Here is a 22449-nt window from a genome sequence, read left to right as displayed (position 1 = left end):
AGGCCTGCCGCCGGGGCATTACCTCCAGTGGCAGGCTGGTGAAAGCTCACGAACAATAAAGTGCGTGGGATTTTATATATTTGACGCCTCGTAAGCGCGCCGAACAATGTCGGCGAGCTGCTGGAACTCTTCACTGCGAATAGATGAAGCTCGGAACACTAAACCAATTTGCCGTTGTGCGGAGACCTCAGGGCTAAAGCTTGCGGTGGAAAGCCCGACTCGATTGCACTCGGTTTTTACGGCGCTTTGAGGAACAAGTGTTGCGCCGAGGCCTCCAATGACGCATTGAATCACGGTCGGAAGGCTTGATGCGCGGGTGGCATTTGAAGTGATCGAACTCGTACTAATCTCAGCAGTCCTGCAAAGGTCCAGGACTTGGTCACGGAGGCAGTGTCCATCATCGAGTAATAGCAGGTTAAGGTCTTGAAGCGCATTGAACGTTAGGTCTTTGCGTCCGGCATAGGGGTGCCCCTCCGGGACGACGACAATAAAGTTTTCGTCATAGGTGGGTATTTCCTGCATACCTGGAATATTCGATGGAATCGCCATTACAGCGACGTCGATAGCCCCATCCCGTAGCTGCTCTAACAGCAACCGCGTTTGATTTTCGACGATCCGCGGCTCAAGCGAAGGCAGCTCTGAGGCGGTAAGCCGCAAAAACGCCGGAAGGATATATGGCGCGATTGTGGGAATCATGCCAATAGCCAAAGGTCCGGTAAGGCTGCCTTTAGCGCCACGAGCATGGGCGAGGAAGGCGTCGGCGTCGTCTAGCGTTGCCTTCGCTAACGGTAGGAGGGATTCGCCGATTGGTGTCACAATCACTCGGCGAGTCGATCGCTCGATAAGCTGTACACCTAACCCGTTTTCCAATGCCGCGAGCGCTTGGGAGAGCGAGGGTTGGGAAATAGATAGTTTGGCCGCTGCACTTCCGAAGTGCCTATTTTCTGCCACGGTTACGAACGTGCGCAGTTGGGCCAGCGTTGGTCGGTACTCTTTATTGTTCATGCCTCTGCAAACGTAGCATACGAAAATGCCGGTGACATTTCTTTTTGTTTTGGGTCATACGCAGCAATTATGTAGCGAGTTTGCCGGAATGTAGAGGCGAACTGCTACATGAATTTTTTGCGATCCGATTACATAGAAAGCGCCAGTGAAGCCTTGCATATTATGGGTTTTGGCTGGAGTTTCGTGGTTAAAGTGGCCACAAGGAACAATGTAGTTAACATGTACGCACATATATAGTATGTTTTGAATCACAGTCATGGGGTGTGGTGTGGGGGTAGGTATTTTGTTGAGCAATTTGGCTCAATAGCGAGGTTTCTACCTCGATTTCATCTCAAACTGGTTGCAAACTTGTAAATTTCGAAGATTATTTATAACTTCTCTACAGGGGGATGGCGCTGTCACGTGCGGCTAGCCTAATTAAATAGGTTTACCTTATTTCTATTTCAGTCACACAAAAGGGAAACCTCTTGAAAACTCGTAGTGGCCTAGGCATACTCGTGGCAGGCCCAGTTCGTATTCGCTACTGTGGTCTAATCCTTCACACTCAATTGGATGTCTATAGGAGGCACCTTATGGCTCTTCTGACCATTGGCGACAAGTTACCGGAGTTTTCTCTCACCGCTCTTAAAGGCGGCGACTTGCATGACGTGAAGGCAACCCAGCCGGAAGACTATTTTGAGACGATCACCCATGAGACTTACCCAGGTAAGTGGTTGGTTCTGTTCTTCTATCCTAAAGACTTCACCTTTGTTTGCCCGACGGAAATTGCAGCCTTCGGCAAGCTTGATGAGGAATTCCAAGATCGTGATACCCAGATTTTAGGTGGGTCGATCGATAACGAGTTTTCCCACTTCAACTGGCGTGCAACCCATCCCGAATTAAAGGAAGTTCCATTCCCAATTCTTTCGGACATTAAACATGATTTGATTAAGGCTCTTGGTGTTGAAAATGCTGATGGCGTAGCCGATCGCGCTACTTTCATTATTGACCCCGATGGCGTAATTCAATTTGTATCTGTGACACCAGATGCTGTAGGCCGTAACGTTGATGAAGTATTGCGCGTGCTTGATGCCCTGCAGTCTGAAGAAGTTTGTGCCTGCAACTGGCAAAAGAATGACCCAACCAAGAACATCGATAAGTTTGCTGAATTGCAGGAAGGTCTGAAGTAATTCATGTCGCTGGACAATCTCAAGTCAAGTCTTCCGGAGTATGCCAAAGACCTCAAGCTCAATCTGGGCACGCTTTCACGCTCTACACTGCTCAATGAGCAACAGCTTTGGGGCACGTTCCTAGCTTCGGCCGCAGCAACTCGAAATGAAGCTGTGCTTTCCGAAATCATGGATGAGGCAAAGCAATATCTGTCTGAAGAGGCAATCAATGCGGCATTTGGCGCGGCTTCAGTTATGGCTATGAATAATGTTGCCTACCGTGCAAAAAACTGGCTTGGCGATGATTACGCTCAAGTTAAGTTTGGTCTGCGGATGAATATTATTTCCAAGCCAGGCGTGGAAAAGGCTGACTTTGAACTCTGGTCCATGGCTGTTTCCACGATTAACGGCTGCGAACACTGCTCTGTAGCTCACGACAATACTGTTCGTGCAGAAGGTTTAACTAAAGAACAGGTCTGGGAAGCAGTCCGTATTGCTGCAACAATTACTGGTGTTGCCCAAGTAGTAGAAATCGAAGCGGCACGCTAAAGTCCGTGTCCTTTATGCTCCCAGCGAGCATCTTCTACAATCCCTCCGTATTGAGCTAAAGATAGTCACTCAATACGGGGGATATTTCGTTTTCGGGGACTGCGTAACTAAGTTCACCCTCTTCACTGACCAAGACGGTAAAAATCCCATTGTTTTGCCAAATCTCAGCTATTTGAGGGCGATCATCGACTGCCAGGACTGGTGTAAAACGCTTGCATATTTCGGCCAGTAAATCTTTTTTTATGTCATGGTCAGGCCGAGAATCTTTGCGCGCCCGCATAAATAAGCCACTATGGGTAAGACCTTGTTCTTGTAACCAAAGGTTGGTTAGGAATGAAAAATTACTCGTCCGGGCAGTCACAATAATGGTAGCCAACCCTTGTTGTTGGAGATGTTTATATAGTTGCACAACTTTTGGGTGTGCCGGACAATCAATCGACGCATTGTGGAATTTGTGGAAATTCCGATGCTTCGGATTTTCGGTCACGAAATAGCGAATCGAACGTACATCGCAGAGTGTTCCATCCATGTCAAAAATTGCTGCCTGCGGCTTGTGGAGTTGCATTATGGTCGTTAGTTTTCTTCGAAATTAAGGGTTGCAAACCGAACTTCGCCAGCAGCATCAGAAGCATCCAAATCAACGGTGCCGGTAAATGCGAATGCATTATCGTTATTTGGATCTTTAAGAATCTGGCGTACATTCCACATGCGGCCGGTCTTTTCCAGCCGAAAATACTCTGGGCCACGTGCAGCTGGTCCGGTATCCATGTCGGCGTATTCATCGAAATACGCATCCATGCCAGCACCAAAATCACAGGGTTGATCCAAATAAGAAGTTAATTCGGCAAGCTGTTCTTCTTTTTCGTAGGCGAATAGCTCCACAATTCTAAACATTGCATTGCGAACCATGATGGTAAACGCCCGTTGGTTTGCGGACAGAGCTGTAGGATCCTCTACGCCAAAAGCAAGCTCACGGGCTAGATCTTCTTTGGAAATAGGTGCATCAGGGTCGGCCATTTGGGCCCATTCATCTACCAGTGAGGAATCTACCTGTCGTACAAGTTCACCAAGCCAAACGATAATATCTTCAAGCTCTTCGGTGGCGTATTCTTTGGGGATCGAATGTTGGAGAGTACGCCAAGCATCAGTGAGATAACGTAGGACCACACCTTCAGCACGGGCGAGACCGTAGGTTGCAATAAGGTCTGAAAATGTCATGGCATGTTCGATCATGTTCCGAATTACAGATTTCGGTGAAAGCTCAAATTCCTTAACCCAAGGATGCCCTTCAGCGTAAGTATCATATGCTTGTTCGAGCAGCTCCTCGAGTGGTTTTGGCCATGTGATTTCTTCAATAATAGCCATTCGCTCGTGGTATTCTACGCCATCGGCTTTAAGCGCTGCGATTTCTTCGGCTCGCTCAGCCTTTTGCTGTGCAATCAGTACTTGGCGGGGGTCGTCGAGAATTGCTTCGAATACGCTTACTACGTCCAGTGTGTATGTTTCGGATTCTTTATCTAAGAGTTCGAGTGCGGCAAGGGCAAAAGGTGCCAGCGGCTGATTGAGTGCAAAATCGCGCTGTAGTTCTTCAGTCAGATGGTAAATGCGCCCAGTTGGATCGGGGCCATCGGGCACACGTTTTACAATGCCGGCGGCTAGCAAACCGCGGAATAGTTCGATCGCCGTAAGGATATCTTTATTTTGTTTTGCGCGGGAATCGTGATTATTGCGGAGAAGTTTTTCTAGATGCTGATATCCGTCCCCAGGCCGGGCAATAATATTAAGCAGCATGGATGTGCTTATCCGGAACTGGCTTTGTAATTGCTCTGGTTCTGCATTTGTCAGCCGCTCATATGTATTTTCGGTCCATGTGACTTCACCAGGTCGGGCGGCTTTTTTCCGGAGCTTTTTAAGCTTCTTTGGATCTTGCCCGGCTTTTTTCCGGAGCTTAAAGTTTTCTATTTCATGTTCGGGCGCTTCAATCACTACGGTGCCTACGGTATCGTAGCCAGCCCGGCCGGCGCGGCCTGCAATTTGGTGGAATTCACGCGACTTTAGCATTCGTTGGCGTGTTCCATCGAATTTGGTGAGTCCGGTCATAAGCACTGTTCGTATAGGCACATTAATCCCAACACCTAATGTGTCGGTGCCACAAATGACCTTGAGTAGTCCAGTTTGGGAGAGTTTTTCTACTAGCCGGCGATATTTTGGCAGCATCCCAGCGTGGTGTACCCCGATACCTTTACGGAGTAATCCGGAAAGAGTGCGGCCAAAAGTAGTGGTAAAGCGGAAGTCGCCGATTTCTTCAGCTATTCGGTACTTTTCCTCGCTATTAATGATCTTGAGGCTGGTTAAAGATTGAGCTCGTTCGATTGCGTCTCGTTGCGTAAAGTGCACAACATAGACGGGGACTTTGCCGATTTTAAGTAAATCTTCAATTGTTTCATGCACAGGTGTATACACATAGGAAAACTCGAGTGGAACAGGTCGCTCAGTGCCTGCAACGAGATTTGTTGTGCGGCCCGTGCGTTCAGAAAGGTCTCTTTCAAGGAAGGTAGTGTCGCCCAAGGTGGCGGACATAAGCAGAAATTGTGCTTTAGGTAATTCTAGGAGCGGGACCTGCCAAGCCCAGCCGCGGTCAGGTTCAGAATAGTAGTGGAACTCGTCCATAACCACTTGGTCAATTTGGGCCTGTGTGCCATCGCGGAGCGAAATATTTGCCACGATTTCTGCAGTGGCACAGATTATGGGTGCATTGCCATTAACAGTGGCATCTCCGGTCATCATCCCAACAGATTCTGGGCCAAAAATATCGCAGAGAGCAAAGAATTTTTCGCTTACAAGGGCTTTAATCGGAGCGGTGTAGAACGAGCGTTGTCCGCGTGCCATAGCAATAAAATGTGCAGCAATGGCCACCATAGATTTTCCGGAGCCAGTTGGAGTGGCCAGGATAACGTTATCACCTGCAAGAATGCCTAATGCCGCTTCCTCTTGGGCTGGGTAGAGGGAGATGCCGCGGTCCCGAGTCCAGGCTAAGAAGGAGTCAAAAATAGACTCATCGAATAAGGATTCGGGGACCTCGGAGAGGTCTGGCAGCATCTGAGTGAGGTTCACGATTTCGAGCGTAGTGTGATTCGGGTGTCGGTGGCTAATGCTGCTGCTACACCAAGTGCCATAAGTAGAAGGGTGGGGGCAAGCATCATCCAAGGTGCCCGCTCCGCATAGCGGATTGATTCGGAAAGGATGACGCCCCAATCTGGGGAGTCGTGGGGCGCACCAAGGCCTAGGAAGCCAAGGCCAGCAAGCGCCAAGGCGTTATGGGCTACCCGGCTAGCGGCGTGTCGAATAACAGCGGGAATCACCGTAGGTAATACATGCCACCATATCAATCGGAACATTGATGCGCCCTGCAACTGGGCCCAAAGGTAATAGCCGGTAGTACGTGCTTCGGCGGCAACGACTGCGGTATGGGAAGCTAGTGGGATCCAGCCAACGAGCATAACGGCGATTGCGGCGGTAGTTTGTGAGCCACCAAACACACCGGCGAGAATTACGCCAATAAGAATGGCGGGTAGGGCATTGAGTGCATCGCCAATACGGCTGGCCCAGGAGCCCATAAGACCGAGCACCAGTCCGATAAGGGCGCAGATAGCGGTGACCAGAACTGCTAATCCAATAGTCAATGTTGCGCCGTGTGCTAGTCGGAGTAAGAGGTCCCTGCCAAGCTGATCGGTGCCCAAAATATGGGGTGCTGAAGGTGGCACGAGGCGTTGAGTAATATCGAGCGGCGGGGCGTCGGTAAGCAATAGCACTAAGAATAATGCCAGAAAAGGCAGCGTTACCAGAGCGAATGCAATGGTGCCGCGAGGTCGGGAGTTGCGGGCGGTTGCAGATGGAGCGTAGGCGGCATCCGAGCCAAGGAGTGGGCGCAATAGCAGCCAGCGTGCCCATTGTGCGAGGATGCCACATACAATGCCAAGAATCACTACGGTAAGGACAATTACCTGCAGCACTGGGATGTCCCTACTAATAGCGGCAGCTACGGCGGTGCGCCCCATACCGGCAATATTGAATGTAGTTTCAATAAGGGCTGTCGACGCCAACGAGCCTGCAAAGAACAATACAATTTGTGGGGTAAGCACCGCGAGTGCGCGTTTTGAAATTGCACGGAAAATTACCTGGGAGCGTACATTATTAAGCCGCCAAGCACGGACCCATTCTTCTTTAGCTACCGCATCTATTGTGATTAATAGAACCCTTCCTAAAAGGCCCGCAGAAGGAAGCGCAATAGCTAATGTTGGCAGAACCATATGGTGTATAGAGGAAAATCCGCTTACTGGAAACCATTGAAATTTTAGCGCAAAAAGTACAAGTAGTACTACGGCTAATACAAATTCCGGGATGGACCCTAAAATTGCCATGCCAACAATATCGCCAGTGCGGGAAGGTTTGCCATGTACGACGGCACGAAACCGGGGCCATGCCAAAAGCCAAGCCAGTACCACGGCTAATGATGTGGAAAGGCCAGCTAATGTTGCAGAAACTCCAAAGCCGGAAAGGGCAACATCGATAGCACTGCGTGAAGGATCGACCCAACTGACGCCGAAATCGCCGCGAAGGGCGCCCGCCAGCCAACTAGTAAATCCTTCGAACGGAGTTGCTGGTAGTTGCAATTCTTTTCGAATTGCTTCAAGGATTTCTGGGTCTGGTGTACGTTCCGCTTCCCGCGCCCGAAACACCGCCATTGCCAGATCGCGATTACCTAAAAAAGGCAAGATTGCGGTAATTGCCGCAGCAGACAGAAACAATGCCAAAGATGTACACGTCGTTTGCAAAATTCTATGGTTTCGCTGCGGCATTACTAAATCAACGCTCCTCAAACGTTTCTTGAGCTTGGGGGAATACTATCGGGTAGTTTCATTGGTAATAAGGCGCCGTTCAAAGGGATCAAAATTCAATGAATTGACGTCCTTGTAGGAGAGCATGGAATGCTCGAATGCTAGCGGAACTACCGCATTATCCTTGACGATCATTGCGCCAATATTGGCTGCCTCGGCATAGCGCTTATCAGTATCAGCGATGCTCAATGCCTTGTCGACGGCCGCGTCTACTTCAGCATTGCAGTAGAGCGAAAGGTTATACGATCCTTCGCAGGTGTAGTCGGAGCTTAGGAAGTTGACTGGATCAGCGGCGCCGAATTGGTAGTTACGTGAAGCGATTACTGCATCAAACTTACCTTCTAGAAGGTCTTGCTCTAGCGAATCATAATCTGTTACAACTACATCGACCTTGAAACCAGCAGAGCGCAATTGGTCGGCGATTACAGAGGCAACTTCCGGTAATTCTGGTCGCTCATTCCATGTGGCTAAGCGGATCTCTTTATTATTTGCCTCCGCTTTGCCATCGGTGGAATTTGCAGATTTTGCGTCCTTGGCCCAGGTAGCGTCGGCATTGAAAATACTGCCCGTAGCTTTATCTGCGTGACCTTCGTATATCTTTTCCACAATCACATCGCTCTTAATGGCGTCGACTGCGGCGGCACGCATTTTAGGATCGGTGAAAGCACCTTTTTTGGAGTTTAAATGCAGGTAGACGCCACGAGGAAGCAAAGTGGATTGGTTTTCAAGTTCACTCAATTCTCCCAATTGCGCCAATGGGACTGCTTGCGCCAAATTCACTTCTGCGGTGCGAACCGCATTTGCACGGGCTGAACCATCTTCAATGAATTGCACCTTGAGTTGCTCAAGTTTTGGAGTACCACCCCAATAATCCGCGAATGCCTTTGCTTTTGCCTCGGTCGCATTTACATCAGTGAGTTCAAACGGACCCGTTCCCGTGCCTTTGGGGGATGGAGCTTCGCCCTTATATGCAGCACTGGATAAAATGACGGTGCCGGTATCAGTAAAGCGTTGCACGAGAATAGGATCAGCTTTTGCAGCTTTTACGGTGACCTCGTGCTCGCCGGTGGCCTTGAATTCCAAATCAACTTTTCCAAGGCCTTTCGGGCGGGAAGCCGCTTGGAAAGCTTGCTGCAGTGAATTCGCAACAGCTTCACCATTGAATGCAGAACCATCATGGAACTTTACGTCTTTACGCAGTTTAAACACTACAGTGTCATCGCCGACGGTTTCCCATGATTCTGCGAGCCAAGGGGTCGGCTTACCTTCTTTATCCAGGGTTACCAGGGTTTCAGCAACACCCATTCGGGTATTCAATACGGAGTCATCAGAAAAAGGCGACAGTGATGCTACAGGCTTAAATGGCAATGCGACACCAAGTTCACTTCCCGAGGCGCCGCCTTCTTCAGGGGTGGTACATCCAGCAATGGTCAACGAACAAACCAAAGCCGCCGTCCCAGCGACTACTCGGTTCCAAGTTTTTCTTTGCAGTCGAATCGACATATTGTTCCTTTCAGTTATTCCCTCGCAGTATTTCTTGTAATGCGGCGAGGAAGTCTTTATTTGCACACCACTTTGCGCGTGGATTTAAAGCGAACTCGGTGTGGGTTGTGGTTTGCGGGTACTATTCTGCGAAATTCTTGGAAGAATAACCGCAGAAAGCGCAAGCAGGAGAGTGAGAGCAAGCCACGGAAGTGCCGCGCTTGGTTGGGGTTCGTAGGCATAATCGAGCATTGCGCCAAGTGCCAGTGAGCTAAGGAGCACAGCGAAGCCACCGAAGGAATTCAGAAAACCAAAATATGTTCCTATGTTTTGCTCTCCTGCGAGTACCCCCACAAGATCGCGGGAGATTGGTACTGCGATCATATGACCAATGTGCATACACAGCAGCATGAGAATCGCTGGTGTAAGTGCCCAAACACCAGAAAAGGGTTCTAAAGGTGCGGCAAGTGCAACAATGGCAAATGAAACAGCCATAAGCGTGAATCCCAATGCTATTGCTTTGCAGGATGACATTCGCTGAGCGATGCGAGTGAGTGGCATTTGCAAAGTAAGCACCAGCACACTGGAGAAAATAAACATGGCGCCAAGGGCGTCTTGATTTCCAGTTGCTCGCTCTAATTCAACTGGAAGGGAAAGATATTGTTGGTTGTAGCTCACAAGGTAAGTGCTGTAGCCAAGTGCGAATACGATAAATGCTTTATTAGACAAAACATGGCGGAATCCAGCAAATACTGACTCGCTGGATTGTGTTTCTACAGCGGGAATAATAAACAAGTGCCCGAGGAATAGGAATGTAAATATACCGGCTGCGATAAAGCAAGTAGTTGGGAATCCTATGCCAATCAGGGCGGCGCCGAGGAGTGGACCGAGCAGTGCACCAATGCGGGAAAAATACGCGTCCATAGCGAATAACTCGGATCGTTTAATAATGCCTTGGCGTTCAATTGTTAATCCGGAAACTGCAAAAGAAGCTTCCGCTGCTGGCGAGAAAAGTGCGGCGGCAAAACCAATAAGCACTACTGCGCCCATGAGCTGGAAAGTTGTTGAAGCAACCCCAGCAAATATAAAACCTGCAACACGAATGGCTATTCCGGTGAGTAATACTGGTTTCACCCCGAACCTATCGGTGAGTGCCCCTCCGACGAAAAATAATCCTTGCTGCGAAAAGGTTCGTAGTCCGAGCACAAGTCCCACCATTGCACCAGTGGTTGCGAGGTTTTCGGTCATGTGTGTGGCCAAAAACGGCACCACCAGATAGAACCCAACATTAAAAAGCATTTGGGTGAGCAATAGCAGCTTTACCGGTAGCGGAAGTGATTGGAAGTGCTGGATATCTTTTGCAAACCTCACTAGGCATCACCCAAAAGTGCATCTGCTTTAAGAAAAGATTTTCGTGCATCACTGGCATTATCGATATTGCGCAGGATTGCTATGTCGGCATCTTCAACAATGTGTCCTTCATCTAGCATTACGAACCTTTGGGCGAATGCCTCGGCAGATTGGAGGTTATGTGTTACAAGCAGCACAGTAAGATTTGGTTCGGAAAATAGTTCGGTAACCATGTTAGCGGCAAGATTATCGAGCGAGCTTAGTGCTTCGTCGGCATAGATAATTTTCGGTTCGGCAATCAGTGCTCGGGCAATGCCTACGCGTTGTCGTTGTCCACCAGATAGTTCACCGGGCTTTCGTTGCGCAGCATCACTGGGTAACCCTAATTGTTCAAGCAAGCTGGGGATCTTGCGTTGAGCGGTTTGTATATCCTGACGAGCAATAGCAATGGGTTCCAAAATAATGTCTTTGATATACATTGCTGGGTTTAAACTCGCGTCTAAATCTTGGGGAATATAGGCGAATTCTCCCCGGGTTGGTGCGAGGATATTACCTTGTTTTGGTCGAAGGGAACCACAGAGTAGCCGAAGCAAAGTGGTTTTACCGCTGCCAGATCGACCAATGATTGCTACTTTTTCACCATGTGACACTTTAAAACTCGCATCAATCACCCCGGGAGGATAGGAAACATGTTCAAAATTGATCATGCAGCTTGCTCCTCAGCAATAAAACCTTGCTCGTTGGGATTTGGTACAAATTCAATGACTCGCTGGCAAAGTGCGTGAGCTGCGCGAATATTATGCGTAATCATAAGTAGCGAAGTTGTGGTGTTAGGCCCACTAACATTGCGCAATGTGGTGAGAACTTCCGCGCTGGCTATAGGGTCTAAAGCGGAGGTTACTTCATCCGCAATTAATAGCTGCGGGGATTGGCTTAATGCAAAAGCAATAGCTGCACGTTGGCGTTGTCCGCCAGACAGTTGTAGGGGATAGCGTGAATGAAGCTTTTCGGGCAGGCCAATTGCTAGTAAATGTCGTTTGGCCTCGGTTTTTGACCCGGCAGTCAGTGCTACCTGATCGATAATGCGCATAAGCGGATTTAGGGCTCCAAAGGTGTCTTGGGAAATCGCGCCGATCGAGTTTGGTATGTGAATGTCCCCGGTGATTTGTGTATGTTCTGGGAGGAAGCTGCCAAGTAGGCCCGCTAATGTTGATTTGCCAGCGCCAGAAGGACCGATTAGTGCGATGCGACAAGGGGTGTCAATACACAATTTCGGTATAAATAACACCTGTCGACCGTGGTAGCTAATACGCACATCGGTGAGGTTGCAACACCCAGAATGGGTAGCATCTGGTACAAGCAATGTGGCCAGGCTCCTTGTACTTAGTACATGCAATGCGTGCACATTTGCGAATATTTATTGGTAAAGATGTTCAATTTAATTGGCGGTCAGTGTAACACACAAGGCCTCCCTGGCGAGAATGCCAGGGAGGCCTCTTAACAGTCGATTCGTTTAGTTTTTGTCCTCTTGCGCTTCATCGTCGGTTGAAGCGGGTGGTTCCATACCAGAATCGAGTGCGCGGCTATCTAGTGATTGGAGGAATCGTTCGAATTCAGCGCCGAGCTCGTCACCGGTTGGCATGTTTGAATCTCGGGAAATCTCGGATTGTTCAGAGCGTGCCACATAACGCTCTAAATCTTGGTCATATTGGCTTTCAAGAATCTTTAGCACGCGTTGAATTTCTTGGGATTCTTCGGTTTGTTCGTTGAGCTGCACTGCAGTGCGTTCTACATCGAGTTCCAATGAATCCAACGGGAGATCTAAACCGGCTGCCCGTTCCACGGCGCGTAGTAGCTTTAGTGTTGCCTCTGGGAATTCGGAAGAAGCAACATAATGTGGTACATGTGCAGTAAAGCCACCAACCTTATGGCCAGTCTGTTGCAAACGGTGCTCAAGGAGTAACGCCGCTGAACCTGGCACTCGAATGGTTGCGCCCATAGTGAAGTGCTGTTGCAACATCGAGGGGGTGTTTCCATGAGCTGTTACTACGAGTGGACGGGTATGAGGTACGGCCATTGGGGCCGCATATAAACACACTGTTTTATCAACGTGGAAACGATCAATGAGCCCGATAACTGCCTCGGTAAAAGCATTCCACCGCATATCCGGTTCGGGGCCAGCAAGCAAAAGGAATGGAGTACCGGAGTTATCCCGAAATACGCGGAGCTCAAGCCGGGCATCTTCCATATCCGCTAATTGGTTTTCGGCAATAGTTGCAGCTGGGCGACGCGACCGATAATCGATCAATTCGTCGCTATGGAACGAAGCAACCGGACGATGTTCTAATGCGTGGAGTAAATGGTGAGCACTGGACTCTACAGCATGGCCCGCATCAGCATATCCCTGCAATGCAACAATAAGCGTTGGGCCGTTATCAGGAGTTGTTACGACCTCGGGGGAGGGGTACTCAAGGTCGTACATGCGTGTATGACGATCCATCATGAAAATCCTCCTTCGATACACCGAATTATGGTCAAAACATTGAAACAAAGAAGCACACAAGCGAATTGTTGCGTCCGTTGAGTACAACCTGACCAACCGGGGTTTGTATTCCCAAAACCCAGTCTTTATAAGCTTAGAAGAAAATAACCTGTCTCACTAGATAATGCACAGAGCTTGATCATTCTACCGGATTGCGTTGTCTCCCGCCGAACGATACCGCGCCAAAATACCCCTGAACTGTGAAAACTTGCAGTGACTATCCACAGTGGGTGGGGTGGGGCGTCGAAAAGCTAGCAAACTAATGTTGATGCCCTCAGGCTGGGGTTATGCAAAAGAAAACCACAACATTGTGCACGCCTGCTGATGTATTCGCCAATATTCCCGGAATGCTTGGATTTTTTCCTCAAGATTCGTTTGTGATCGGGTTTTTTATGCCAAAGGGCACACGAGGTTATGAGCTAGGGCCCCTTGCCCGTGTAAGTATTGCCGACGTTGAATGCTATCGTGCCGTTTTTGAAGGTATGCGGTATCGCCCCGAAGGCATGATCGTATTTGTCTATGTGATCTTTGGCGAGCGAAGCTACACAAGCACAATCAAACATGTGCACTGGCTTGTAGCCGAAGCCGCGGAACAAGGGGTACGAATAGAAGCAGCCTGGGGTGCCAAAGAAATACAGGCCGGAGAACCTTACGAACTTTTATTTGGCCCCTATGCTTGCGAGCTCGGCAATGGTACCACCGGACTCGAATGCTGGGATTCTGGAGAGATAGCACCACCGATTGCTTCCATTTCATTGCGGGAACTTGTGGCAAAGGGAGAATTGCCGGAGCCCGACCGGGCAGCCATGTTTGCGTATTTCAACGCCAATGGGCACCATAAGGCCACTGCGGAACAACGAGCACGTTGGGAGGAGTGTGGTGTACGCAGGGGGCTGCATTTGGTAGACGGCATTCGCCAAGGGACCCCGGAAGCGCGCCGAATGTTTACCAAAGCTATCGAGGATTGCTTTGGTATTTTAAATCGAATTACAACCGAGCAGCTAACTGTGGACACTATTGCTGTCGATGGAGAATGTATGGAGTTCGCGGCCGCATATTGGTCACAAATCCTTTTGCGAGATGCGATTTTTGTAGCACTGGGGCATGGTGCTGGTTTAGCGGAGGCGATGTCAAAACTGGCGCTTGCTGCTGCACGAACATTTCAAGGAGAACTTCGGGCAAATTCGCTATGCGCATATGCGGCGGCAATGCTAGCGCAAAAACTCTGGGTTCGGGTACTTCCTGCAGTTCGTGTGGCGCTTGAGGAAGTACCACAGCATCGTCTGGCAGCATTGTTTGAAAATGCCCTTATCCAGGGATTAACGTCAATGACCCTAGAATCATGTGTACAGGCGGCAGAATATTTAACCTACCGTTATGGCGAGCAACTCCCTGAGGCCGCCTAAAATCTCATTTTTTAAACCCCCGAAGCATTGGTATTGCGTCTCTGCTTCGAGGGTTTGGAAATGGTGGGAGATAAATGTTTATACAATTGGTTCGATGCGAATTGCGTGGCTTAAATCATCACCAACGGTAATCGTCGTATCACCCTGGGTAATTTCCACAACACCGCTTCGGTTTAATACGGTGACTTCGCTACCAACCACAATTCCGGCTTTGTGTAATGTTTGAAACAAATTTGTATCAAATTGCAGGATTTCGTGTAATTGCACAACTTTCGCGGGGACGGTCTCTCCAGATGGGAGATCCGCGGCACGCATCCCGGCCATTGTATTTGCGTCGTTTGTAACTCCTAATTCGGCGAGGCCGGGAATTGGGTTTCCAAATGGTGAGCGTTCGTAATTTTGGAGAATCGCAACGAGTCTCCGTTCAACTTCATCGCTCATAACATGTTCCCACCGGCATGCTTCTGCATGTACTTTTTCAATATCTAAACCGAGAATATCGGTAAGCAGTAGCTCAGCTAGTCGGTGCTTGCGCATTACTGCTGTGGCAAGTGTTCGCCCGAGTTCAGTCATTTGCAAGCTGCGATCATTAGCTACAACAAGCAGCCCGTCGCGTTCCATGCGTGCAACAGTTTGGCTTACAGTGGGTCCAGATTGGTCTAGGCGCTCTGCGATACGGGCACGCAGTGGCGTTACGCCTTCCTCCTCTAGTTCGTAAATTGTACGGAGGTACATCTCAGTGGTATCAACTAAGTCCTTCACTGTCTGGGAGCCCTTTCATTGAATTTATGTTCGCTGTCTATAACCGCGCCATAATATTGTACGCAATTTTACCTCTGGTTTTGAGATAACCATCTACATGACACAACGTGTCATTCGAAAGCCATCTCGCTACAGAGCGTACTCCCGCAACTTCGCTGCTCGCTCGCCATCGCGTAATTTGCTCATAACTTCACGCTCGATTTGGCGTACCCGCTCCCGTGAAAGGCCAAACTTCCTGCCAATTTGGTCAAGGGTACGGGGGACCCCATCATCGAGGCCATAACGTAGGGCGATTACTTCCTGTTCCCGAACTTCCAGCGAAGCGAGCACGGTACGAACATCGGAATGGCGCAGTGAAGCTACTACTGCTGCCTCGGCATCGGCGGCGTCGGAATCTTCAATAAAATCCCCAAGCGGGGCTTCCTCATCGGCGCCGACCGGCATATCTAGGCTTACTGGGTCACGTGATTGGCGCAAAAGCATTTCAATTTTGGATTCATCAATGCCAGATTCTTCAGCTAATTCCTCATTGGTGGCTTCACGTCCAAGATGCTGGTACAACTCGCGTTTAATGCGGGAAAGCTTATTTACTTGCTCAACCAAATGAACAGGAAGTCGAATTGTGCGGGATTGGTCAGCCATACCACGGGTAATTGCTTGGCGGATCCACCATGTGGCGTAAGTGGAGAATTTAAATCCCTTGGTGTAATCAAATTTCTCCATAGCACGAATTAAACCAAGGTTGCCTTCTTGAATCAGGTCAAGCAATGGCATACCACGGCCGGTATAGCGTTTGGCTAAGGAAACCACTAAACGCAAATTAGCCTCTAGCAAGTGTGATCGAGCACGCTTGCCTTGTTTTGCTAATACCTTTAAATCACGCTTCATGGCACGCGTTAATGTTTGTGGCGAATCAGAAAGTAAGTACTCGGCGTAGAGGCCCACTTCGATCTGCTGTGCTAATTCAACTTCATCTTCGGCGGTGAGGAGGGCGGTCTTACCAATTCCGTTCAGGTAGACTCGCACCAAGTCCGCCGAGGGATTGTCGTTTGAATGTCCACGGCGACTTCCGCGGTCTTGCTCTTCGACGTCGTAATCCTGCGCGGGCAAAGTGCTCATGCGTGCCTCCTAGTCGACTCAGTTTCTAACCACATAACGCCATAGCTAAGAAAAAAGTTCCCCATGGACGCGTAGCCTCAAATGAGTCGCGGTTACGCAGCACAAATGCTTTAGGCTTTTATTAGCACTCCACCAAGACCGTAAAAGGGCCTTCATTTACTGAGGCTACTTTCATCATTGCGCCAAAGCGGCCGGTGGCAACCTGGATCCCTCGGGCTTGCAAACCCTCCGCGATACGTGCAATTACAGGCTCAGCGATCTCACTGGGAGCAGCATCGGACCATGATGGTCGTCGTCCCTTTGCCGTTCGTCCATATAACGTGAATTGACTCACAAGAAGAACGGGTGCTCCAACGTCAATGACCGAAGTTTCATGTTCCAAGACTCGTAATTCTGCAATTTTACGAACCATGGTTTCCCATGCGTCAGGGCTGTCTTCCCTCCCAACACCAATAAGTGCCAAAATCCCGCCAGTTTCGGGACAATGGATCTCGCCGACGATTTCACCATCAACTTCAACAGAAGCGGAACTTACCCGAGTGAGTACAGCTTTCATATTGTGTCTTTCTTGCAGTGTGTGAAGGCTAGGATTTTACAGTTCTATAAGTTCGCTGGGCAGTACGAACCCATGGCGAATGAGATCAACGATGGCTCCCACAACCTCAGGCAGCATTGCTTGCACATCTAGGTCGTGTGCGGCGCAATAGAGCTCTACGATTTCGCCCAGAGACAATCCTGCAGTGCTAAGTCCAGAAACAATCGCATAGAGATGCCTATCGACGTCGTGGCTCCAACGTGGACCATCCGTGCGGGTAAGCCGCAATGCGGCTGGGCGGAAACCGATGCCAGCATCAGTATCTACAACTGAAATTTCCTCAACAGCTACCCCGGGACGCATACCGAATTTCGTCTCCAGAATTTCAGTTATGTCCGCATCACGCAGCCAGGTGATACGGGCGAAGTATTCCGTGATTTCCTCGCCGAGCGGACCTTCGCATTGTTGTGGCATATCTTCACATAAAATATCGGATTCCGTGTGGTCATCGATGCGTTGAATTGCAACGAAGCCAAAACCAATGCCGGAAACATTGGCCTGCTCAAAATGTTCGAGCCATGCTTCTGTCCGTGCGGCTGCGGCAATGGACCGCGGATCAAGTGATTCATCTTGCAACCACGTGCCTACATAGAGTGCTGGGTCTGCAATATCTCGTTGGATAACCCATGCAGCGACACCAGTATCTGGCAGCCAGGAAGCTACTCGCTGCTGCCAAGATTCCCCAGGTGTATGTATCCATGCCGCGAGCATAACTGCACAACCGCCGGGATTGAGGTAGTGATGTGCCTGGCTTATTACTAGTTCGCTAGCACCATCGAGATTAAAGCCAGAATCGCGATAAATATGGCCAACTTCGGGTAGCCCCACAACAAACGGTGGGTTTGCCACAATCCGGTCAAAGCGACGTCCGTGAACAGGTTCGAACCATGGTCCACACAGTAATTCTGCCGCTACATTGGATGCTGCAAAGGATGCCGCAGCAAACTCTAATGCCCTTGGATGGATATCAATTGCGGTAATGTGCTGCGCGCATGCGCTTTGCGCTAAGGCCTGTACTCCGGATCCAGTGCCCAGGTCTAATACGGTGGACACTTTGTTGGTAGGGGAGGCCTGCACCAAGGATAGTGATGCTGCTCCGACCCCAAGAACATGGTCCGGGCCAGGGATGTGCACGGTCATTGCGGCATCTGCATCGGAAAATACCCAATGATGGGTATTCAAAAAAATATGCGGCCGAATGTCTATTTGAAATTGCAGGGTATTTGAGTTTTGGAAAAGTAATGCATCGCAATCAAGTAGTCCCTGAACGAGCGGCTCGCCAAACATATCAACGAAACATTGGTAAGGGGCGGCGTCGCGAAGCAATACTAAACGAATAAGCTGCTCTATTGCGGAGTTGCCGCGCGCTGCATAGCGTACAGCTGCAGGTTCGCCCCGGAATAGCGCAGCCATGCCCGCAGCGCCTAAGTGTTGTTCAATGCCCTCTAAATGGAAACCATGATTGTGAAATATTTGTACGATTTCTGGGGCAAGTGCGCTAAGGCGTGTGGGCACGTAATTTCAACTCCTTATACAGGCATTGCTAATCATGTTCGATAACAATGGGACGTTTTGGATGAGGTGCATCTAACTCTAATCGCCCTGCTGAATCACCTGGTAGTAGCTCGGGATGTGCTGGCCCGGCAAGCATTTCATGATGGTAAAACGCGGCTCGGTCCCGTGCTACCTGCGGCTTATACACCTGCTTGCGGCGTGAATCGTGTGGTTCCCCAACACCATTAGCAATCACAACCGCAATCCATGGAAGCGGTACCGAGATAATAAATAAAATTGCTGCTAAAACCCAGTTTTGCCACCATACATAGGCAGCGCCAGACGCCAATAAAAATGGGATTCGTGCGCCTTGTAGGACGGCGTATACGCGTTTGCGGTGCTCCCAGTTTTCTAGTGGTGATTGGCGTGCGTCTGTAATTAACTCCACATTGGTATTTCGATTGCGGCGCCACGAGGAACGACGCCTCGCCGTGCCGGCTTGTTTCTCCTCCGCAGAACCGCTGCTCATACACATCAGGGTAGACCTTATGTGCCTTGAGGGTAAGTGTGGGGCATGATAGGAGCCGTGACTACAAGAACTCAGACCATTGAACGCCCCGATGTGAGGGATGAAACCTCAACAGGGAACGACACTCCGAAGTTCTTCCACTACGTGAAGAAAAACCAGATCGTAGAGTCCGCAGTTTCTGGCAACCTCGTTGTTGCGCTGTGCGGCGAGACCTTTCCCGTCACTAAACAAGCCAAGCCAGGATCCCCAGTGTGTCCAGATTGCGAGCGAATCTATAGGGGTCTGCGCAAGAAGTGAGTGGAAATCTACGTGCCTGGCAGCGCGCTGCATTAACCAAATACCTAATCAATAAGCCACAAGACTTCCTTGCGGTGGCTACTCCTGGTGCCGGAAAGACCACTTTTGCGCTGCGGGTAGCCACCGAACTCACCGGAAATCGCACCGTCGATCGCGTGATTGTGGTGGTGCCCACCGAGCACCTTAAAGTGCAGTGGTCTCAGGCTGCTGCACGCGTAGGTCTTGCTTTGGATCCAGCGTTTAGCAATTCGGGTGTGATTAACCCCGAATATCACGGTGTTGTGGTGACCTATGCCCAAGTTGCAATGCACCCTTATAAGCACCACGCGATTGCTACCAATAAGCGTTCCTTGGTCATCCTGGACGAGATCCACCACGGTGGTGATGCGAAAAGTTGGGGAGATGGCATCCGCGAAGCGTATTCGGGTGCAGAACGACGCCTCGCGCTTACCGGAACACCATTCCGTTCTGATGATGCTGCCATCCCATTTGTACGTTACGAGGATGATGGCGAGGGCTACCTTAAATCTAAAGCGGATCACACCTACGGCTATGCCGATGCACTGCAAGATGGAGTTGTTCGGCCCGTAGTATTCCTTGCATACTCTGGCGAAGCCAGATGGCGCACGAGTGCTGGTGAAGAATATGCAGCCAGACTTGGTGAGCCGCTCAATGCAGAACAAACCGCCCGTGCCTGGAAAACTGCACTCGACCCCAAGGGTGAATGGATTCCTGCAGTACTACAAGCGGCCCATACGCGGCTTCTGCAAATGCGTGAACGCATGCCTGATGCCGGTGGACTTGTCATAGCAACAGATAAAACCACTGCTCGCGCCTATGCCCGCATACTCGAAAAAATGTCCAATACTCCGGTAGCGGTCATCCTCTCCGACGAACCCGGCGCATCAGAACGCATCGAGGAATTTTCTAATTCAACCGACGAATGGATGGTCGCCGTTCGCATGGTGTCGGAGGGTGTCGACGTTCCGCGCCTCGCCGTGGGTGTCTACGCCACCTCTGCATCAACACCACTGTTTTTCGCCCAAGCAATCGGACGGTTTGTGCGTTCTCGTATGCCGGGAGAAACAGCCTCAGTGTTTCTGCCTTCGGTACCGGTGCTCCTTGATCTTGCTGCGCGGCTAGAAACCTCTAGGGACCATGTGCTTGGAAAGCCCGATCGCGTAAAAGAAGGTTGGGACGATGAACTCGTCGCCGAAGCAAATAAGGAAAAGACCGAGCCAGATGAGACAAAAAGCTATGAATCACTGGGTGCTGAGGCCGAACTAGACTCGTTAATCTATGACGGCTCAACATATGGTACTGGCACTATTGCAGGATCCGAAGAAGAGGCCGAATATCTTGGTTTACCTGGTCTTCTTGATGCTGACCAGATGCGCCAATTGCTCCGTCAGCGCCAAGCAGAGCAACTGGAAAACCGTGCTAAAGAAGAAAAGAAACGGCAGCAAGATGAAGAACAAGCACGAAACTCCGCTGGAAATCAGGCGGCTGCACAGCGAGTAGCTAGCGCGGAAATTCCACAACTCCGCAAAGAGCTTAATGCCCTTGTTGCAATCGCATCTTCACGAACCGGGCGGCCACACGGCGCAATTCATAATGAAGTGCGGCGTCAATGTGGGGGGCCGCCAACAGCGCTTTGTAGTGCCGAACAACTGCGTGAACGCATTGCTTATTTGCGAAATTGGTAGCTATCTAAACAAATAGGTTTGCTGAAGTTATGAAGTGAAACCCTAACCACAATGCTTGTTTGGAAACCGCAAAATCTGGTTTCCAAACAAGCATTATCTTATCTTCCAGTACTATGAATCCGTGGAGAGTGATGCATACAACTCTTACAAAATTGACCTCTATTAATATTGTATGCAGAAAAGGAATCCATAATGTCTGAGACAAGTAGCCCGGCAGAATTGCCGATAAAATCTCAAGGCAATGTTCGAATACTTGCTCCGGATTTAGCCCGTGGATTAACGCTTCTGGGTATTGCAGTTGCAAATTCCACTACGGCATGGTTACCCGCTGACGGTGAACTGCCAGCGGCGTTTGTTGGTGGGATTTTCCAAGATAGTATTTGGGATAAAATTGCAGCAGTATTTGGCGCGGTGTTTTTTCACGTGCGTGGATTACCAATGTTTTCTACAATGCTTGGGTACGGTATCGGCATGCTTATGTGGAGCTTGCACCGACGGGGGTACCCGTTAAAGCCAGCTCGAAATGTATTATTGCGGAGATATGGCTTACTGGCCCTTTTTGGTCTTTTACATTTTTTGCTTATTTTTTATGGCGATATCATGTTTTTCTATGGCGTTGCCGGAATGCTTGTTGCATGTATGATCCATTGGCGAACTCAAACGATTTTGGCTATTGCCGGAACGATGCTGGGGGTTTATGTATTTTCCACTGCAGCATCTGCAGTAGTCGTTCCATTTGTAGAACTGAATATTCCCGCACCCTCGGAGGGACAGCTCGGTTCGCGCCTCCCGCATTCTTGGTCTGAATACATTAATGTGTTCCCGGTGTTGTTCCGCCAAGTAGCATTCCTACCTTTTGAGTTATTTATGCTGGTTCCACTGGTAATGATTGGTTTTGTAGCAGCACGATTCCGTGTACTTGAAGAGCCAGAACAACATAAGAAATTACTCAAACGAGTAGCGCTTTTAGGGGCAGCAATTGCGCTTGGCGTTGGACTTCCTTGGGGGTTTGCCGAAATTGGTTTGCTTCCTAAAAACATTGCTTTAGCATTCCTTGTGCTTAATCAAGGACTTGGCTTACTCACGGGACCTGGCATTATTGCAATTATTGCACTTGCGGCTATTCCATTACAGCGGCGTTATACGCAAGGGCAAGACGATCAAAACGGCTATAAATTGCCAATCATTGTGCAAATGTTGACTGCATTGGGCAAGCGCTCAATGACCGGTTATGTAATGCAATCATTAATTCTTCTACCACTATGTGCTCCCTTCTTATTGCACGCACTTAAACCTCAAGGTGCGGCTTTCTCCACATTGGTAGGTTTTATTGTTTGGGTTATCGCTCTTATTGTCGCTTTCATACTTGAAAAGCTTCATTTACGTGGTCCGTTTGAGGCTGCACACCGTCGACTTTCGTATGGGAAAGCAGGATTATATAAACAATTTCCTCCGGGAGTTGCCCAAAAAGAAATCGAGGACGCCAGCACGAAATCGCCTATTCAAAAGCCAAGTATTGAAAAATCTGACTTTGCCGAGGAACCACGGGAGCAACAGTGATTGTCTT

At 49.5% G+C, this 22449-nt stretch carries 20 protein-coding genes; 6 read left to right on the top strand and 14 right to left on the bottom strand.

What is annotated here, in order from left to right; translation table 11 throughout:
• Window positions 1–72: 72 nt before the first annotated feature.
• Window positions 73–1005, bottom strand: coding sequence for a hydrogen peroxide-inducible genes activator (locus CFREI_RS07780; RefSeq protein ID WP_027012157.1), 933 nt, complete (start codon window positions 1003–1005; stop codon window positions 73–75).
• A 572-nt stretch (window positions 1006–1577) separates the two neighbouring features.
• Here CFREI_RS07780 and CFREI_RS07775 point away from each other — a divergent pair.
• Window positions 1578–2174: a peroxiredoxin gene (locus tag CFREI_RS07775; protein ID WP_027012158.1), complete on the top strand. Its 597-nt coding sequence runs from the start codon at window positions 1578–1580 to the stop codon at window positions 2172–2174.
• A gap of 3 nt (window positions 2175–2177) precedes the next feature.
• Window positions 2178–2702 (top strand): alkylhydroperoxidase, AhpD family, encoded by a 525-nt coding sequence (gene ahpD, locus CFREI_RS07770; protein ID WP_027012159.1) that lies wholly within the window; start codon window positions 2178–2180, stop codon window positions 2700–2702.
• Between the two features lie 55 nt (window positions 2703–2757).
• Here the strand turns inward: ahpD and CFREI_RS07765 are convergent, their stop codons facing one another.
• From CFREI_RS07765 to CFREI_RS07730, 8 genes are all read right to left on the bottom strand, one after another.
• Entirely contained in the window at window positions 2758–3231 is a 474-nt protein-coding gene (locus tag CFREI_RS07765) for a phosphatase domain-containing protein (RefSeq protein ID WP_435383896.1), read from the bottom strand.
• Window positions 3232–3275: 44 nt separating this feature from the next.
• On the bottom strand, window positions 3276–5816 hold the full coding sequence (locus tag CFREI_RS07760; RefSeq protein WP_027012160.1) for a DEAD/DEAH box helicase: 2541 nt from the start codon (window positions 5814–5816) through the stop codon (window positions 3276–3278).
• Window positions 5813–7561, bottom strand: a complete 1749-nt coding sequence (locus CFREI_RS07755; protein WP_027012161.1) for an ABC transporter permease subunit — start codon at window positions 7559–7561, stop codon at window positions 5813–5815. The genes CFREI_RS07760 and CFREI_RS07755 overlap by 4 nt, the downstream gene beginning before the upstream one ends.
• A gap of 45 nt (window positions 7562–7606) precedes the next feature.
• Entirely contained in the window at window positions 7607–9103 is a 1497-nt protein-coding gene (locus tag CFREI_RS07750; RefSeq protein WP_035111439.1) for an ABC transporter substrate-binding protein, read from the bottom strand.
• Window positions 9104–9187: 84 nt separating this feature from the next.
• Entirely contained in the window at window positions 9188–10381 is a 1194-nt protein-coding gene (locus tag CFREI_RS07745; RefSeq protein WP_051255905.1) for an MFS transporter, read from the bottom strand.
• 71 nt (window positions 10382–10452) lie between these two features.
• Window positions 10453–11139: an ABC transporter ATP-binding protein gene (locus tag CFREI_RS07740; protein ID WP_027012164.1), complete on the bottom strand. Its 687-nt coding sequence runs from the start codon at window positions 11137–11139 to the stop codon at window positions 10453–10455.
• The gene (locus CFREI_RS07735) at window positions 11136–11837 is read right to left on the bottom strand and encodes an ATP-binding cassette domain-containing protein (RefSeq protein ID WP_169719133.1); all 702 of its coding nucleotides are present in this window, start codon (window positions 11835–11837) and stop codon (window positions 11136–11138) included. The genes CFREI_RS07740 and CFREI_RS07735 overlap by 4 nt, the downstream gene beginning before the upstream one ends.
• A gap of 108 nt (window positions 11838–11945) precedes the next feature.
• A complete protein-coding gene (locus CFREI_RS07730; protein ID WP_027012165.1) occupies window positions 11946–12935 on the bottom strand; it encodes a proteasome assembly chaperone family protein in 990 nt (329 codons plus the stop codon).
• A 326-nt stretch (window positions 12936–13261) separates the two neighbouring features.
• On the opposite strand from CFREI_RS07730, the gene CFREI_RS07725 reads away from it, so the two are divergent.
• Window positions 13262–14380, top strand: a complete 1119-nt coding sequence (locus tag CFREI_RS07725; RefSeq protein ID WP_027012166.1) for a DUF4192 domain-containing protein — start codon at window positions 13262–13264, stop codon at window positions 14378–14380.
• Between the two features lie 78 nt (window positions 14381–14458).
• On the opposite strand, the gene CFREI_RS07720 is transcribed toward CFREI_RS07725, so the two are convergent.
• From CFREI_RS07720 to CFREI_RS07700, 5 genes are all read right to left on the bottom strand, one after another.
• On the bottom strand, window positions 14459–15142 hold the full coding sequence (locus CFREI_RS07720) for a metal-dependent transcriptional regulator (RefSeq protein WP_027012167.1): 684 nt from the start codon (window positions 15140–15142) through the stop codon (window positions 14459–14461).
• A 129-nt stretch (window positions 15143–15271) separates the two neighbouring features.
• Window positions 15272–16261: a sigma-70 family RNA polymerase sigma factor gene (locus CFREI_RS07715; RefSeq protein WP_027012168.1), complete on the bottom strand. Its 990-nt coding sequence runs from the start codon at window positions 16259–16261 to the stop codon at window positions 15272–15274.
• 121 nt (window positions 16262–16382) lie between these two features.
• Window positions 16383–16817, bottom strand: coding sequence for a D-aminoacyl-tRNA deacylase (gene dtd, locus CFREI_RS07710; protein WP_027012169.1), 435 nt, complete (start codon window positions 16815–16817; stop codon window positions 16383–16385).
• A 36-nt stretch (window positions 16818–16853) separates the two neighbouring features.
• Window positions 16854–18371 (bottom strand): DUF7782 domain-containing protein, encoded by a 1518-nt coding sequence (locus CFREI_RS07705; protein WP_027012170.1) that lies wholly within the window; start codon window positions 18369–18371, stop codon window positions 16854–16856.
• A gap of 28 nt (window positions 18372–18399) precedes the next feature.
• Window positions 18400–18879: a DUF3099 domain-containing protein gene (locus CFREI_RS07700; RefSeq protein WP_051255835.1), complete on the bottom strand. Its 480-nt coding sequence runs from the start codon at window positions 18877–18879 to the stop codon at window positions 18400–18402.
• Between the two features lie 57 nt (window positions 18880–18936).
• Here CFREI_RS07700 and CFREI_RS07695 point away from each other — a divergent pair, with 57 nt between their 5' ends.
• From CFREI_RS07695 to CFREI_RS07685, 3 genes are all read left to right on the top strand, one after another.
• Window positions 18937–19176 carry a DUF3039 domain-containing protein gene (locus tag CFREI_RS07695; RefSeq protein ID WP_027012172.1) on the top strand — a complete coding sequence of 80 codons (240 nt, stop codon included), beginning with the start codon at window positions 18937–18939 and terminating at the stop codon, window positions 19174–19176.
• On the top strand, window positions 19173–20882 hold the full coding sequence (locus CFREI_RS07690) for a DEAD/DEAH box helicase (protein WP_027012173.1): 1710 nt from the start codon (window positions 19173–19175) through the stop codon (window positions 20880–20882). The genes CFREI_RS07695 and CFREI_RS07690 overlap by 4 nt, the downstream gene beginning before the upstream one ends.
• A 192-nt stretch (window positions 20883–21074) precedes the next feature.
• Complete coding sequence (locus CFREI_RS07685; protein ID WP_051255837.1) at window positions 21075–22442, top strand: DUF418 domain-containing protein; 1368 nt, start codon at window positions 21075–21077, stop codon at window positions 22440–22442.
• Window positions 22443–22449 lie beyond the last annotated feature (7 nt).

Source organism: Corynebacterium freiburgense (genome assembly GCF_030408815.1).
Taxonomy (GTDB): domain Bacteria; phylum Actinomycetota; class Actinomycetes; order Mycobacteriales; family Mycobacteriaceae; genus Corynebacterium; species Corynebacterium freiburgense.
This window is presented reverse-complemented; position numbering and strand designations above follow the sequence as displayed.